This window comes from Streptomyces uncialis (assembly GCF_036250755.1).
Lineage (GTDB): Bacteria > Actinomycetota > Actinomycetes > Streptomycetales > Streptomycetaceae > Streptomyces > Streptomyces uncialis.
In genome coordinates this window covers 3420928-3435306 of sequence record NZ_CP109583.1, presented here as the reverse complement: position 1 = coordinate 3435306, position 14379 = coordinate 3420928, and the positions used below count along the sequence as shown (strand labels likewise).

At 71.7% G+C, this 14379-nt stretch carries 12 protein-coding genes; 3 read left to right on the top strand and 9 right to left on the bottom strand.

All coding sequences use genetic code 11. From position 1 onward, the window contains the following. Positions 1 to 86: 86 nt before the first annotated feature. The 4 genes from OG711_RS13975 to OG711_RS13960 all read right to left on the bottom strand — a co-directional run bounded on the left by OG711_RS13975 (position 87) and on the right by OG711_RS13960 (position 5907). Positions 87 to 791 carry a class I SAM-dependent DNA methyltransferase gene (locus OG711_RS13975; protein ID WP_329559375.1) on the bottom strand — a complete coding sequence of 235 codons (705 nt, stop codon included), beginning with the start codon at positions 789 to 791 and terminating at the stop codon, positions 87 to 89. Positions 792 to 884: 93 nt separating this feature from the next. After that, positions 885 to 1562, bottom strand: coding sequence for a cytidylyl-2-hydroxypropylphosphonate hydrolase (gene fomD / locus OG711_RS13970; RefSeq protein WP_073784522.1), 678 nt, complete (start codon positions 1560 to 1562; stop codon positions 885 to 887). A 1101-nt stretch (positions 1563 to 2663) separates the two neighbouring features. Next, on the bottom strand, positions 2664 to 4094 hold the full coding sequence (locus OG711_RS13965; protein ID WP_329559374.1) for a class II fumarate hydratase: 1431 nt from the start codon (positions 4092 to 4094) through the stop codon (positions 2664 to 2666). Positions 4095 to 4239: 145 nt separating this feature from the next. Continuing rightward, on the bottom strand, positions 4240 to 5907 hold the full coding sequence (locus OG711_RS13960) for a fumarate hydratase (RefSeq protein ID WP_073784526.1): 1668 nt from the start codon (positions 5905 to 5907) through the stop codon (positions 4240 to 4242). Between the two features lie 311 nt (positions 5908 to 6218). On the opposite strand from OG711_RS13960, the gene OG711_RS13955 reads away from it, so the two are divergent. Together OG711_RS13955 and OG711_RS13950 are read left to right on the top strand one after the other, a co-directional pair. Then, positions 6219 to 6920 carry a DUF1707 SHOCT-like domain-containing protein gene (locus OG711_RS13955; RefSeq protein WP_329559373.1) on the top strand — a complete coding sequence of 234 codons (702 nt, stop codon included), beginning with the start codon at positions 6219 to 6221 and terminating at the stop codon, positions 6918 to 6920. Between the two features lie 165 nt (positions 6921 to 7085). After that, the gene (locus OG711_RS13950) at positions 7086 to 7463 is read left to right on the top strand and encodes a WhiB family transcriptional regulator (protein ID WP_073784530.1); all 378 of its coding nucleotides are present in this window, start codon (positions 7086 to 7088) and stop codon (positions 7461 to 7463) included. 124 nt (positions 7464 to 7587) lie between these two features. Here OG711_RS13950 and glpX read toward each other — a convergent pair whose 3' ends face one another. Further along, positions 7588 to 8622 carry a class II fructose-bisphosphatase gene (gene glpX / locus OG711_RS13945; protein WP_073784532.1) on the bottom strand — a complete coding sequence of 345 codons (1035 nt, stop codon included), beginning with the start codon at positions 8620 to 8622 and terminating at the stop codon, positions 7588 to 7590. A gap of 265 nt (positions 8623 to 8887) precedes the next feature. On the opposite strand from glpX, the gene OG711_RS13940 reads away from it, so the two are divergent. Further along, on the top strand, positions 8888 to 9409 hold the full coding sequence (locus tag OG711_RS13940; protein ID WP_438272579.1) for a DUF4245 domain-containing protein: 522 nt from the start codon (positions 8888 to 8890) through the stop codon (positions 9407 to 9409). 1121 nt (positions 9410 to 10530) lie between these two features. Here the strand turns inward: OG711_RS13940 and OG711_RS13935 are convergent. The 4 genes from OG711_RS13935 to OG711_RS13920 all read right to left on the bottom strand — a co-directional run bounded on the left by OG711_RS13935 (position 10531) and on the right by OG711_RS13920 (position 14372). Then, positions 10531 to 11121, bottom strand: coding sequence for a malonic semialdehyde reductase (locus OG711_RS13935; protein WP_073784534.1), 591 nt, complete (start codon positions 11119 to 11121; stop codon positions 10531 to 10533). Positions 11122 to 11410: 289 nt separating this feature from the next. Further along, positions 11411 to 11650 (bottom strand): exodeoxyribonuclease VII small subunit, encoded by a 240-nt coding sequence (locus tag OG711_RS13930; protein ID WP_073784536.1) that lies wholly within the window; start codon positions 11648 to 11650, stop codon positions 11411 to 11413. Then, the gene (xseA, locus tag OG711_RS13925) at positions 11647 to 12879 is read right to left on the bottom strand and encodes an exodeoxyribonuclease VII large subunit (RefSeq protein ID WP_099284687.1); all 1233 of its coding nucleotides are present in this window, start codon (positions 12877 to 12879) and stop codon (positions 11647 to 11649) included. Before xseA ends, OG711_RS13930 begins: the two co-directional genes overlap by 4 nt. Positions 12880 to 12941: 62 nt before the next feature. After that, complete coding sequence (locus OG711_RS13920) at positions 12942 to 14372, bottom strand: APC family permease (RefSeq protein WP_329559372.1); 1431 nt, start codon at positions 14370 to 14372, stop codon at positions 12942 to 12944. Positions 14373 to 14379 lie beyond the last annotated feature (7 nt).

Genomic DNA, 14379 nt, shown 5'->3' with positions numbered 1-14379 from the left:
GTCGAATCCGTCCGTCCGGGGCTGCGCGCCACGCGGTCAAGCGGTCACCTGGCGGGTGCCGGGTGGAACCGCGCGGCACACGGTGATCAGGTGCGTCGGCAGTTGAGGAACAGTTGGTGCTCGGGTGGTGCGTCCGCCCTGGCGGGCGCGTACGAGTGCAGCTCCTCCGCGGTGATCTCGAAGCCCGCCTCCCGCACCACCTCGCGCAGCTCGTCGCGCAGGAAGCCGGACACGCGGATGTAGTGGCTCATGAACGGGATCTCGGCGTCGTCGAGGTCGGCCTCGACCATCGACAGCGCCAGGACACCGTCCGGCTTGAGGAGCCGGTGGAACTGCCTCAGCGCATAGGGTATTTCGGCGCGGGGCAGCATCAGCAGTGTGAAGAAGCAGGTGATCCCGTCGAAGCGGCCCAGTCCGCCCGGCCCCTCGACGCGCAGCGAGGCCAGGTCCCGGTGCAGGAACTCGGCCTCCGGGACATGGGCCCTCGCGAGCTCCAGCATCCCCTCGGAGAGGTCCACCCCGGTCACGGAGTGTCCCGCGTCCATCAGCTGGCGGGCCGTCGGCACGCCGGTGCCGCAGCCCACGTCCAGGACGCGCGCCTTGTCCGGCAGCTCGGCCAGCAGCCGTCCCACCGCGGTGACCTGCCCCTCCTTATGGGGGAACGCGTCGTCGTACCGTCCACCGATGGCGTCGAACGCCTCGGCCTGACCTGTGCGGTCGGGTGCGGCATCGCCGAACCCGTCGTACGCCTCGTCGCGCTCGCTCACGCTCTGGCCACCCCTCGATGACATCCTGTCAGCCCTCGCGCAAGCCCAAGGAGTTGCTGCTGTGCGCCCTTGCGGAGGACGATCCTACGTTTGAACCATGGGGGCACATCAAGGGTCTCATGAGGACACTTGCGCGGGGGTGCGATCCCAGTTGTCCGGCAAGGCCGGAATCGGCCATGCCGGATCGGGCCGCCAGCCGGGCCAGCCGTCCGCGAACGGCGGACCCCAGCTCCTGATCACCTCGACCGCCGCGTCTCCCGCCTCCCTCACCCGCCGCGCCTGCCGCGGGCCCATCAGCCCGGCCCGCTGTGCCTGCGCGAACTCGTCCTCGTCGTGCCACTGCCAGCTTCGGTCGGGGCGTACGGAGATGTCCAGGAAATGGTCCTCCGAATCCACCCCGCCGTCCCAGCGGACCCGTGGCTCCTCCAGATTCACGTACCAGTTCTTGAACCGCCAGTCGGGGTACCAGAACAGCCACACCGACCAGGGTTCCCCGGGCCGGGCCAGCTTCAGCACCCCGGCGCCCGACCAGTGGTCCCGGCGGACGGTACGGGGCTTGGTGTAGCGGGTGGCCAGCGGTTCCGCGTGCAGGGGGGTGCCGTCGGTGAGCACCGGACGGACGCATTCCGTGCCGGGGGCCATCCACGCGGCCAGCAGGTCGGGGGTGTCCTGGACGACGGTGACCGGCCGGCAGATGTGGAAACCGTCCCCGCCGTTCGCCCGGTACCGCCACAGGATCCGGGTCCCCGCACGCCACGGCTCCCCCCGCCCACGTACCTCGTTCTCGCCTGCCATGCCCAGATACTAGGAGCCGCCCTCGCGCGGCGCGCGGGAAATCCCCCACGAACCCCCGTCCGGGGAGGCCCGAGCCCCACGTCCCGCCCCGCCCCGGCGCCCGCGTCCGGCGGCCCGCGCCCCAGATACGCCCGCACACCCACCCGTCCCCGCGCCCCTGGGTCTGCCCGGGTGGTCGTACTTGTTCCCGTGCGGGTCGCCCGTGGGATGCGCGGTTCCTCGCGCCCCTTAGGGTTCCCCACCTGGACGTACTTGTTCCCGTGCCGTCACCCGGTGGGTGCGCAGTTCCCCGCGCCCCTGGGTTTCCTGTGCCGGGCGTACCTGTTCCTGTGCGGGTCGCTCGTGGGGTGCGCGGTTCCTCGCGCCCCTGGGTCTGCCCGGGGGACGTACTTGTTCCCCGTGCAGGTACTCCGTGGTTTTGCGCCGTTCCCCGCGCCCCTGGATGCTGCCCCGATCCGTTGCTCTTCGGGTGCGGGGCTGCTCTCGTCTTCGCGCAGTTCCCCGCGCCCCTTTCGGGGCTCTCGATCCGTCGCCGGTCAGCTGCCGCCCGCACCCGACCGCCCCAGACCAGGCGGCACCCCCAGGGGCGCGAGGAACCGCGCACCCACCGAGCGACGGCACAGGAACGAGTCCGCCCAGCACAGGCGACCCTAGGGGCGCGGGGAACTGCGCACTCCACAAGCGACCCGCACAGGAACAATTTCGCTCACCCGGACAAACCCAGGGGCGCGGGGAACTGCGCACCCCCGGAGTACCCGCACGGGAACAAGTACGCCCAGCCGGACAAACCCAGGGGCGCGAGGAACTGCGCACCCCCGGAGTACCTGCACGGGAACAAGTACGTCCAGGTGGGGAACCCCAGGGGCGCGGGGAACTGCGCACCCCCGGAGTACCTGCACGGGAACAAGTACGTCCAGGTGGGGAACCCTAGGGGCGCGGGGAACTGCGCACCCAGCGAGCGACGGCACAGGGAACACGTACGCCCGCCCGGACAGACCCAGGGGCGCGGGGAACTGCGCATCCCACGAGCGACCCGCACAGGAACGAGTGCGTCCGGCGCGGGGAACCGCAGGGGCGGGCCCGGGTAGGGGTCGGGTGGGGTCAGGGGCGGGTCATGCGGAGGACGTCCAGCGCGGCGTCCAACTGGTCGAGCGTGAGAACGCCCCGCTCGACATACCCCCCCTCCAGCACCACCTCACGAATCGTCCGCCGCGCGGCCAGCGCCCGCTTCGCCACCTTCGCCGCCTCCTCGTACCCGAGGTACTTGTTCAGCGGGGTGACCACGGACGGCGAGGACTCCGCGTACTCCAGCGCCCGCTCCCGGTCCGCGACGATCCCGTCGACCGTCCGGTCGGCGAGCAGCCGCCCCGCGTTGGCCAGCAGCCGCACGGACTCCAGCACGTTCTTCGCGATGACCGGCAGCATCACGTTCAGCTCGAAGTTCCCGGACGCCCCGGCCACGGTGATCGCCGTGTCGTTGCCGATGACCTGCGCGGCGACCATCAGCACCGCCTCGGGGACCACCGGGTTCACCTTGCCGGGCATGATCGACGACCCGGGCTGGAGATCGGGCAGGACGATCTCCGCGAGCCCGGTCCGGGGCCCGCTGGCCATCCAGCGCAGATCGTTGGAGATCTTCGTCAGCCCCACCGCGATGGTCTTCAGCTGTCCGCTGGTCTCGACGATCCCGTCCCGCGCGCCCTGCGCCTCGAAGTGGTCCCGGGCCTCCGTCAGCGGCAGCCCGGTCGCGGCGGCGACCTCGGAGATCACCGCGGCCGAGAACCCGGGCGGGGTGTTGATCCCGGTACCGACCGCCGTACCGCCCAGCGGCAGCTCCGCGAGCCTCGGCAGCGAGGCCCGCAGCCGCTCCACGCCGTAGCGGACCTGGGCCGCGTACCCGGCGAACTCCTGGCCGAGGGTGACGGGGGTGGCGTCCATGAGGTGGGTCCGGCCCGACTTCACGACATCCGCGAACTCCTCCGCCTTGCGCTCCAGCGCGGCGGCGAGATGGTCGAGCGCGGGGATCAGGTCCCGGGTGACGGCCGCGGTGGCGGCGATATGGATCGAGGACGGGAACACGTCGTTCGACGACTGCGAGGCGTTCACATGGTCGTTCGGATGGACGGACCGGCCGAGCCGCTCGCTCGCGAGGGTCGCCAGCACCTCGTTGGTGTTCATGTTGGACGAGGTGCCCGACCCGGTCTGGAACACATCGACGGGGAACTGGTCGTCCCAGCGGCCCTCGGCGACCTCCGCCGCGGCGGCCACGATCGCGTCGGCGGTGTCCCGCTCCAGGACCCCGAGGTCCGCGTTGACCTTCGCCGCGGCGGCCTTGATCCGGGCCAGCGCCTCGATATGGGCGCGTTCCAGCCGCTGCCCCGAGATGGGGAAGTTCTCCACGGCCCGCTGGGTCTGCGCCCGCCACTTCGCGCCGGAGGGGACCCGCACCTCGCCCATGGAGTCGTGTTCGACGCGGTACCCGCCGTCGTCACCGCTGGTCGTGCCCTTGTCGCCGTCGTGCGCGCTCGCCATCGTGGTACTACCTCCAGAGCCGGTCGGTCAGAGTTCCCGCAAGGGTGAGCGGTTGTCCTGTTCCCGCTATTCCCCTGCCCCCCGACCGCCGGCGGACACCGGAGATGCCCCGGGCGGGGGAGCCGGCGCTCCCCCGTGCGGCGGCTCAGCCGAGGCCGGGGCCCCGTACCGGGATGCTCGTGAAGGTCGGCGCGGGGGCCGGGTCCTTGAAGAAGTCGTTGCCCTTGTCGTCGACGACGATGAACGCCGGGAAGTCCTCGACCTCGATCCGCCAGACGGCCTCCATGCCCAGCTCCTCGTACTCCACGACCTCGACCTTCTTGATGCAGTCCTGGGCGAGGCGGGCGGCGGGGCCGCCGATGGAGCCGAGGTAGAAGCCGCCGTGCGTGCCGCACGCGTCGGTGACCTGCTGGGAGCGGTTGCCCTTGGCGAGCATCACCTTGGAGCCGCCCGCCGCCTGGAACTGCTCGACATAGCTGTCCATCCGGCCGGCGGTGGTCGGGCCGAAGGAACCGGAGGCGTAGCCCTCGGGGGTCTTGGCCGGGCCCGCGTAGTAGACCGGGTGGTCCTTGAGGTACTGCGGCATGTCCTCGCCCGCGTCGAGACGTTCCTTGATCTTGGCGTGGGCGATGTCGCGGGCGACGACCAGCGGACCGGACAGCGACAGCCGGGTCTTGACCGGGTGCTCGCTCAGCGCGGCGAGGATGTCGTCCATGGGCTGGTTGAGGTCGATCCGGACCACGTCGCCGGACTCGTCGAGGTGGTCGTCGGTGGTGTCGGGCAGGAAGCGGGCCGGGTCGGTCTCCAGCTGCTCCAGGAACACGCCCTCGGCGGTGATCTTCGCGACGGCCTGCCGGTCGGCGGAGCAGGACACGGCGATGGCGACGGGCAGCGACGCGCCGTGCCGGGGCAGCCGTACCACCCGGACGTCATGGCAGAAGTACTTGCCGCCGAACTGCGCGCCGATCCCGATCCGCTGGGTGAGCTCGAAGACCTTCTCCTCCAGCTCCTTGTCCCGGAAGCCGTGGCCGAGCGGTGAACCCTCGGCGGGCAGCTCGTCCAGGTAGTGCGCGGAGGCGTACTTGGCGGTCTTGAGCGCGAACTCGGCGGAGGTGCCGCCGACGACGATCGCCAGGTGGTACGGCGGGCAGGCGGCCGTGCCGAGCGAACGGATCTTCTCCTCCAGGAACCTCATCATCGAGGTCTCGTTGAGGACGGCCTTGGTCTCCTGGTAGAGGAAGGACTTGTTGGCCGAGCCGCCGCCCTTGGCCATGAAGAGGAACTTGTAGGCGCCGCCGTCGGTCGCGTACAGCTCGATCTGCGCGGGCAGGTTGGAGCCGGTGTTCTTCTCCTCCCACATGGTCAGCGGGGCCATCTGGGAGTAGCGCAGATTGAGCTCGGTGTACGCGTCGTAGATCCCGCGCGACAGGGCTTCCTCGTCGCCGCCCTCGGTGAGGACCTGCTGGCCGCGCTTGCCCATGACGATCGCGGTGCCCGTGTCCTGGCACATGGGCAGCACGCCCGCGGCGGCGATGTTCGCGTTCTTGAGCAGGTCCAGCGCGACGAACTTGTCGTTGCCGGAGGCCGCCGGGTCGTCGATGATCCGGCGCAGCTGGGCCAGGTGCGCGGGCCGCAGATAGTGCTGGATGTCGTGGATCGCCTCGGCGGCCAGCTTGCGCAGCGCCTCCGGGTCGACCTTGAGGAAGGTGCGCCCGTCCGCCTCGAAGGTGGAGACACCTTCGGCGGTCACCAGGCGGTACGGCGTGGTGTCCGCTCCCAGCGGGAGCAGATCGGAGTACGCAAACTCTGGCATAACGCCTATTCCTCACTAAAAGACAAGCGGCGCACCTCCGTCGGCGGCGCACCCTACAGCGTAATCCGGGGCCCCGGACAACCGTGGTGGGGGTGGGTGCGTCTGTCTGACCGTGGCTTTCGGCTCAAGGACCGGCCGCCGGACGCCGTACGGGACGCGCCCGGACTCCGTACGGGGGTGCCGGGGTGCCGGACAGCATGCCGTACGGGGACGGGGCTGTCGGCGGGTTCGGCCGAAGTGGTCGTGCGCCGGGGCATCCGACCGGCGCGGCCCCCTAGTCGCGATCTATCGCGTCTGGGTAATCTGAGGCCGTGGACCTCGAAAAGCGCCGCCAGGAACCGACCGCCGATCCGCCGCCCGTGGAGCTCCGCGCCTCGGACGCCGACCGGGACCGGATCGCCGACATCCTCCGTGACGCGCTGGGCGAGGGGCGGATCACCTCCGACGAGCACGCCGAGCGGGTCGAGGGCGTGTACCGCGCCAAGACCGTCACCGAACTCGAACCGTACGTACGGGACCTGCCCTCCCCGGACGGCGCCGGACACCCGCACGTCCGGCCCGCGCACCCCGCCCCCAACCGCCCGGACTCCGGGGCCGTGCCGCCCGCGCCGGACGAGAACCTCGTCGCGGTGTTCAGCAGCAGTGTCCGCCGGGGCCGCTGGCGCGTCTCCCGGCGCACCCACGCGTACGCGGTCTTCGGCAGCGTCGAGATCGACCTGAGCGAGGCGGTCTTCGAGCACCGGCAGGTCGTCGTCAAGGCGTTCTGCCTCTTCGGCAATGTCGAGATAACCGTCCCGGAGAACATCTCGCTGCGCGGCAACGGGGGCGGTGTGCTCGGCAACTTCGAGGTGGACAGCCTCGATTCGCCCGACCCGGACGCGCCGGTGGTCTACGTCGACGGGATCTCCGCCCTCGGCAACATCGAGGCCAGGGCGCGCAAGGGCCGCCGGGTCGCCAACGCCCTGGCGAACCCGGCCACCAGCGACCGGATGCGCAAGTACCTGCGGTTCTGACGGGAGTTCAGCGGCCCGGTCGGCACCCTGTCCGGCCCCTGGCGGGACGGGTCCGCGACCGGACGGGAAGCTTCGGGCATGGGGACTCAGTGCATAGGAACGCGCACAGCGGGTAGGGCTTGCTGCATCGCCGCTCCCTTGCGAAGCCGTCGTCAGGAGTAGACCGTGCTGCATCCGCCGCATCAGTCCTTGCAGGTAGCCGCCGTCCCACCACAGCGGGTACCAACACAGGATCGGGATCAGGACGCCCCATGGCACACGGAAGCGGTCTGCCGCCGCGACGAGGCCGGGCTCTTCTTCGCTCCCTCCAAGGAACCCACAGCGGCCCGGCTGTCCCGGGAGGAAGCCGCCAAGCGGGTCTGCGGGGGCTGCCCCGTGATGATCGAATGCCGTGAACACGCACTGCTCCAGCCCGAGCCGTACGGGGTCTGGGGCGGACTCACCGCCGCCGAGCGCCGGGTGGTCCTCGCGCGCCGCCGCAGGCGGGACGTCGAGCTGAAGAAGGCGGCCCACGTGGCCGACCCGATCGCCGCGGCCGGCTGAACCGCCCGCCCGTACACCCTTCTCCGGTACGGCGACGGGGACGCCCACCCGCACAGCGGGGCGCCCCCGTGGCCGTACCCGGCGACGGCTGCCCGGAACCGGGCGACCGCCGGGTGGCGTCCGGCTACTTCGCGCGGTCGAAGTCGATGGCGCTGTACGCGCGCAGCTTCGACAGCCGGTGCTCGGAGTCGATCTGGCGGATCGTGCCCGACTTGGAGCGCATCACCAGCGACGACGTGGTCGCCGTCTCCGAGCGGTAGCGCACCCCGCGCAGCAGCTCGCCGTCGGTGATACCTGTCGCCACGAAGAAGACGTTGTCCCCGGAGACCAGATCGTTCGTGGCGAGCACCCGGTCGAGGTCATGGCCCGCGGCGAGGGCGCGTTCCCGCTCCTCGTCGTCCTTGGGCCAGAGCTTGCCCTGGATCGTGCCGCCGAGGCACTTGATGGCACACGCGGAGATGATGCCCTCCGGGGTGCCGCCGATCCCGAGCAGCAGATCGACGCCGGTGCCCTCGCGGACGGCGAGCACCGAGCCCGCGACATCGCCGTCGGAGATCAGCTTGATCCGGGCGCCCGTCTCACGGATCTCCCTGATGATCCCGTCGTGCCGGGGCCGGTCGAGGATGACGACGGTGACGTCCTCGGGGGAGGAGCGCTTGGCCTTCGCGACCCGGCGGATGTTGACCGAGACCGGGGCGTCGATGTCGACGTAGTCGGCGGCTTCGGGGCCGGTCACGAGCTTGTCCATGTAGAACACGGCGGACGGGTCGAACATGGTGCCCCGGTCGGCCGCCGCGAGGACCGCGACCGCGTTCGGCATGCCCTTGGCGGTCAGGGTGGTCCCGTCGATCGGGTCGACGGCGATGTCGCACTCCGCGCCGGTGCCGTCCCCGACCCGCTCCCCGTTGAAGAGCATGGGCGCTTCGTCCTTCTCGCCCTCGCCGATGACGACGACGCCGTTCATCGACACGGTGGAGACGAGGGTGCGCATGGCCCGCACGGCCGCGCCGTCGGCCCTGTTCTTGTCGCCGAGGCCGACCCAGCGGCCCGCGGCCATGGCCGCGGCCTCGGTCACCCGGACGAGCTCCAGGGCCAGGTTGCGGTCGGGGGCCTCCGACGGGACTTCGAGTTCGGTCGGCAACTGATGATGTTCGGTCATCGAGACGCACCTTTCTGATACGACGACGGCCGGATGAGGGTGTGTTCCGACTCTATCCGCAGGTCACCGGAATGAGCAGGGGGGCCCACGGATGAGCGCGGAGGGTGCCCCCGCGGTCCGCGCGGGCACCCCGTCGCAGGTGGGGGCGGGTGGCCGCGGGCCGGTGGCGGAGGGGTCGTCGTTCGCGCGGGCCGCGGGGTCCTCGGCGGGCGCCGGCGTGGGCCCGGTGCCGGGGGCGGGAAGCGGACCTGCGACGATGGTGCGCGTGGCAGGCAGACTCGGCAAGCAGAGCGTACGGAACATGGTGCTGTCGCTGGGGGTGACGGTCCTCTTCGCGGGAGTCATCTGGCTGTTCCTCCCGCACGACGAGGACGGCGACCCGGTGAAGGCGATCGACTACCGCATCGAACTCATCACGGCCCGTCGCGCCGCGCCGTACCCCATCGCCGCGCCCGAGGGGCTCTCCAAGGAGTGGAAGCCGACCTCCGTGCGCTACCGCTCCGCCGAGGCCAGCCGCTGGCACCTGGGATTCCGGTCGCCGGACGGCAAGTACGTCGCGATCGAGCAGTCCACCGAGAAGCCCCGGGTCTTCGCCGAGCAGGCGAGCAGGGGAGCCCGCAGGACGGACGCGACCCAGACGATCGACGGCCGTGTGTGGGAGAAGTACGAGGGGGAGCGGTACGACGCGCTCGTCCTCACGGAGGGCGACGCGACCACCGTGATCACCGGCTCGGCGTCGTTCACCCGGCTCGCGATGATGGCCGGGGCACTGACCACGAAGGCGTGAGCCCCGCCGGGGCTACGGGGTGTGGTCGGTCCCGCACATGTTCCCGTGCGGGATGCCTGGCCGGAACCGGGTCCCGACACCGGGACGCACTTGCCCCTGTGCCCCCGTCCGTGGGTGCGCAGTTCCCCGCGCCCCTGAGGCCGTCCCGGCCGGGCCCACTTGTCCCGGTGCGGGTCGCCCGCGGGATGCGCGGTTCCTCGCGCCCCTGGGGTTCCCCAGGTGGGCGCACTTGTTCCTGCGCGGGTCGCCCGGTGGACGCGCGGTTCCCCGTGCTGGGGTTCCCCACCTGAACGTACGTGTTCCTGTGCGGGTCGTTCGTGGGTGCGCAGTTCCCCGCGCCCCTTTGGGTTCCCCACCTGGGCGTTCTGTTTCCCGTGCGGGTACTCCGGGGGTGCGCGGTTCCTCGCGCCCCTTGGGTCGTCCCGGGTGGGCCTACGTGTTTCCGCGCGGGTATCCGGTGGTTTTGCGCGGTTCCTCGCGCCCCTGGGGGTGCCGCCTGGCCTGGGCGGTCGGGTCCGGCTCTTGACCAGCGACGGGTCAAGAGCCCCGAAAGGGGCGCGGGGAACTGCGCGAAGACGAGAACCGCCCCGCACTCGAAGAGCGACAGCAATGGGGCACCACCCAGGGCCGCGAGGAACCGCGCACCACGGACGCCCCGCACAGGGACAAGTACGCCCAGCCGGGGCGACCTCAGGGGCGCGGGGAACTGCGCACCCACCGAGCGACGGCACAGGAACAAGTGCGCTCAGCCGGGACGACTCAAGGGGCGCGGGGAACTGCGCACCCATGAACGACCCGCACGGGAACAAGTACGCCCAGGTGTGGAACCCAGGGGCGCGGGGAACCGCGCACCCACCGAGCGACGGCACAGGAACAAGCGCGCTCAGCCGGGACGACGCAAGGGGCGCGGGGAACTGCGCACCCACGAGCGACCGGCGCAGGAACAAGTGCGCCCAGCCGGACGGACCTCAGGGGCGCGAGGAACCGCGCACCCACCGAGCGACCGGCACGGGAACAGGTGGGCCCGGCCGGGACGACCGAAAGGGCGCCAGGGACCGGGCGACCCGCACGGGGGCACGTACGGCCACCGGCGGACCGGAGCCCGAGAGGGGGGAGACCCGTCAGACCGTGGTGATGACCTGCTCGTACCCCAGCCGCGGCGACCGCGGGAACCACGCGTCGTCCCCCGGCCGCCCGATGTTGACCACCATCAGCGGCGAGTGGTCCTCGTCCAAAAACTCCTTCTGGACCCCGGCGAAGTCGAACCCGGTCATCGGCCCGGCGGCGAGCCCCGCGGCGCGCACCCCGATGATGAAGTACCCGGCCTGGAGCGCCGCGTTCACCTGCGCGCTGTTCTCCCGTACCGGCCGCTCCGCGAAGAACGCGTCCTTGGCCTGCGGGAAGTGCGGCAGCAACTGCGGCAGCTCCTCGTGGAACTCGTTGTCCGCGGAGAGGATCGCGACGAGGGGCGCGGTGGCGGTCTTGGCCTGGTTGCCCTCGGACATATGGGCCACCAGTCGCTCACGCGCCTCGGCGGAGCGGACCAGGGTGACGCGCAGGGGGGTCTGGTTGAAGGCCGTGGGGCCGAACTTCACCAGGTCGTAGATCGCCTGCACCTGCTCCTCGGTCACCGGCTCGTCGGTGAACGTGTTCGCGGTGCGGGCCTCACGGAAGAGGAGGTCCTGTGCGGTGGGGGCGAGGACGAGGGACATGTGAACCTTCGCGTTGCTGGACGGGGCGGCGGACAGGGGTGTCCGGCCCTGATTTCGTTGATAACTGTACAACCCCAAGGTTGAAGTTTCAATTAACGGAGTGTTGCAGCCGTGTCAAAGAAGGCGGACATGGCGAAGCACGTGCGACGAGCTTTCGTCGCACGTCAGAGGCTCGTGACGGGCACCACGAGGGCGGATCACCGACCGGACGGGAGACCTGGAAGCCCGGTAAGCCCGGGAAGCCACCGAGGTCCCGGAAGCCGGGGGAACCCGGGGCGCCCCGGAGGGGTCAGCCCGACGGTGTCGGCTCGTCGCCGGGTTCCGCGAGGGCCGCGTCAAGCCGGGCGCGGGCGCCGTCCAGCCAGCGGCGGCACACCTTCGCGAGTTCCTCGCCGCGTTCCCACAGGGCCAGGGACTCCTCCAGCGTGGTGCCCCCGGTCTCCAGTCTGCGCACCACGTCGATCAGCTCGTCGCGAGCCTGCTCGTAGCCGAGCGCGGCCCCCTCGGCCCCCGTCGTCGTCCCGCTCATGTCTCCACCTTCCGCGTCTGATCGGCCACCACCTGTACCTCGAACTCCCCCTCGGCGACCCGCGCGCGCAGCCGCGCCCCGTCAGGCGCGTCGGCGGGTGCCCGCACCACATGGCCGTCGTCGCGCTGGAGGACGGCGTACCCGCGCTGCAAGGTCGCGGCGGGGGACAGCGCCACCACGCGCGCGTGGGTGTGCGTCAGCTCGGACGAGGCCCGGTCGAGGAGATGCCCCAGCGTGCGGCGGGAGCGGTCCACCAGGGCGGTGAGCTGCTCGGCGCGGTCGTCCACCATCTTGTGCGGGTCCCGCATCACCGGGCGGGCCAGGGCATGGGCGAGCCCCCGCTCCTCACGGTCCACGAACGCCGCGACGGACCGCCGCGCCCGGTCCCGCAGCTGGGCCACCCGCTCCAGCTCCTCGCCGACGTCGGGGACGACCTTCTTCGCCGCGTCGGTGGGCGTCGACGCCCGCAGATCCGCGACCAGGTCGAGCAGCGGCTGGTCCGGCTCGTGCCCGATCGCGGACACCACCGGCGTACGGCACGCGGCGACCGCGCGGATCAGCGCCTCGTCGGAGAACGGCAGCAGATCCTCCACGCTGCCGCCGCCCCGGGCGACCACGATCACATCGACCTCGTCCAGCGCGTCCAGCTCCTGCACCGCGCCCACGACCTGCGGCACCGCGTGCACCCCCTGGACGGGGACGTTGCGGACCTCGAAGCGGACGGCGGGCCAGCGGTGCCGGGCGTTCTCCAGGACGTCCCGCTCGGCGGCCGACGCCCGCCCGCACACCAGCCCGATCAGCTGGGGCAGGAACGGCAGCGGCCGCTTGCGGTCCAGGGCGAACAGGCCCTCCGCCGCGAGGGACTTCTTCAGCCGCTCCAGCCGGGCCAGCAGCTCACCCACACCGACCGGCCGTATCTCGGTGGCCCGCAGCGAGAGCTGGCCGCGCGGCGCGTACCACTCGGGCTTGGCGAGGACGACGACCCGGGCGCCCTCGGTGACGACGTCCGACACCGTGTCGAACACCTGGCGGAAGCACGTCACCCCCACCGAGATGTCGTGCGACGGGTCGCGCAGCGTCAGGAACACCACCCCGGCGCCCGGACGACGCGACAACTGGGTGATCTGCCCCTCGACCCAGACCGCGCCGAGCCGGTCGATCCACCCGCCGATCAGTCGGGACACATCGCCGACGGGCAGCGGATTCTCCGCGGACGTGGTGACAGCCATGCGCCCGAGCGTAACGGCACCCACCGACAACGCGACCGCCCCGCACCCGCCCCTCGCCGCCGCTATCCGGCCCCCGGGCCCTTCGGGGGCAGCTCCTCCGCCCGTACGTCCGGCTCCCCGGTGTCCACCCGCCCCCGCTGTGCCAGCAGCACCACCAGCCCCACCGCGAACCAGGCCGCGCCGACCACCTGCGCCGTGCCCGAAGCCGTCACGATCACCGCGACGGTGACGGCCGCGCCGACCACCGGCAGCAGCAGATGCCGCCACCAGATCACCGGCCCGCCCAGACGCCGCACCACGAACCAGCCGACCACGCTCGCGTGCAGCAGGGTGAACGCCGTCAGCGCGCCCACGTCCACCACCGACACCAGATGGTCGAGCCCGTCGTCCCGCCGCGCCGCCCACACCGCCGCCACCAGCGTGATCACCGCGGCCACCAGCAGCGCCACCCGGGGCGTACCCGCGCCGGTGCGGGCCAGCACCCGCGGCAGCCGCCGGTCCCGGGCCATCGCGAACAGCAGTCGTCCGGCCGCCGCCTGCCCGGCCAGCGCCGCGAACGCCGCCCCGATCGCCTTGCTCACCGCCACCAGGTCGTGCAGCCAGGTGCCCACCGACACGTCCACCGCGTCGTAGAACGCGGACCCCTGCTTCGCCGGGTCCGCCGCCAGCTCCGCCGACGACAAGGGCTCCAGCAGCGCCACGAGATACGTCTGCGCCACGAACAGCGCGCCCGCGAGCACCAGACACACCAGCACCGCCCGCGCCACCTTCGCCGACCCGCCGGTGACCTCCTCCGCGAACGACGCGATCGCGTCGAACCCGAGGTACGACAGCACCGCCACCGACACCGCGCCCAGCACCGCCGAGAACGCGAACGTGGTGTCCCCCGCGAACGGCGACCACAAATCCCGCTGCGCCCCGTCCCGCACCAGCACCACCACGGCGGCCGTCACGAACACCAGCAGGACGACGATCTCCATCGCCAGCACGGCGAAGCCCACACGCGCGGCGGCCCGTACGCCCCACACGTTCAGCAAGGTGGTGACGACGACCGCGATCGCCGTCCACACCCACCGGGACACCTCCGGGACCAGCGCGTTCATCGCGATCCCCGAGAACAGGTACGCCACCGCCGGGATCAGCAGATAGTCCAGCATCGCCATCCAGCCCGCGATGAACCCGGCCCCCCGGCCGAGCCCCACGCGCGCGTAGGCGAACACCGAACCCGCGTGCGGGACCACCCGCACCATCTGGGCGTAACTGAACGCCGTGAACGCCATCGCGACCGTCGCGACCACATAGACCAGCGCGACCGCCCCGTGCGACTTCGCGTCGAGCGTGCCGAACACACCCACCGGGGCCATCGGAGCGATGAACAGCAGGCCGTAGACGACCAGGTCACGAAAGCCCAGGGTGCGCCGCAGCCCCGGACCCGCCGGATCGGGGACGGCCACCGGCCCCTCGTCGCCCCCGGGTGCACCGCTCGCGGTCATGGCTGCG

Bases quoted from the DNA above. Each gene is read 5' to 3' on its own strand.
- OG711_RS13975 (WP_329559375.1), bottom strand. From the start codon at position 791: ATGTCATCGAGGGGTGGCCAGAGCGTGAGCGAGCGCGACGAGGCGTAC.
- fomD (WP_073784522.1), bottom strand. From the start codon at position 1,562: ATGGCAGGCGAGAACGAGGTACGTGGGCGGGGGGAGCCGTGGCGTGCG.
- OG711_RS13965 (WP_329559374.1), bottom strand. From the start codon at position 4,094: ATGGCGAGCGCGCACGACGGCGACAAGGGCACGACCAGCGGTGACGAC.
- OG711_RS13960 (WP_073784526.1), bottom strand. From the start codon at position 5,907: ATGCCAGAGTTTGCGTACTCCGATCTGCTCCCGCTGGGAGCGGACACC.
- glpX (WP_073784532.1), bottom strand. From the start codon at position 8,622: ATGACCGAACATCATCAGTTGCCGACCGAACTCGAAGTCCCGTCGGAG.
- OG711_RS13935 (WP_073784534.1), bottom strand. From the start codon at position 11,121: ATGTCCCTCGTCCTCGCCCCCACCGCACAGGACCTCCTCTTCCGTGAG.
- OG711_RS13930 (WP_073784536.1), bottom strand. From the start codon at position 11,650: ATGAGCGGGACGACGACGGGGGCCGAGGGGGCCGCGCTCGGCTACGAG.
- xseA (WP_099284687.1), bottom strand. From the start codon at position 12,879: ATGGCTGTCACCACGTCCGCGGAGAATCCGCTGCCCGTCGGCGATGTG.
- OG711_RS13920 (WP_329559372.1), bottom strand. From the start codon at position 14,372: ATGACCGCGAGCGGTGCACCCGGGGGCGACGAGGGGCCGGTGGCCGTC.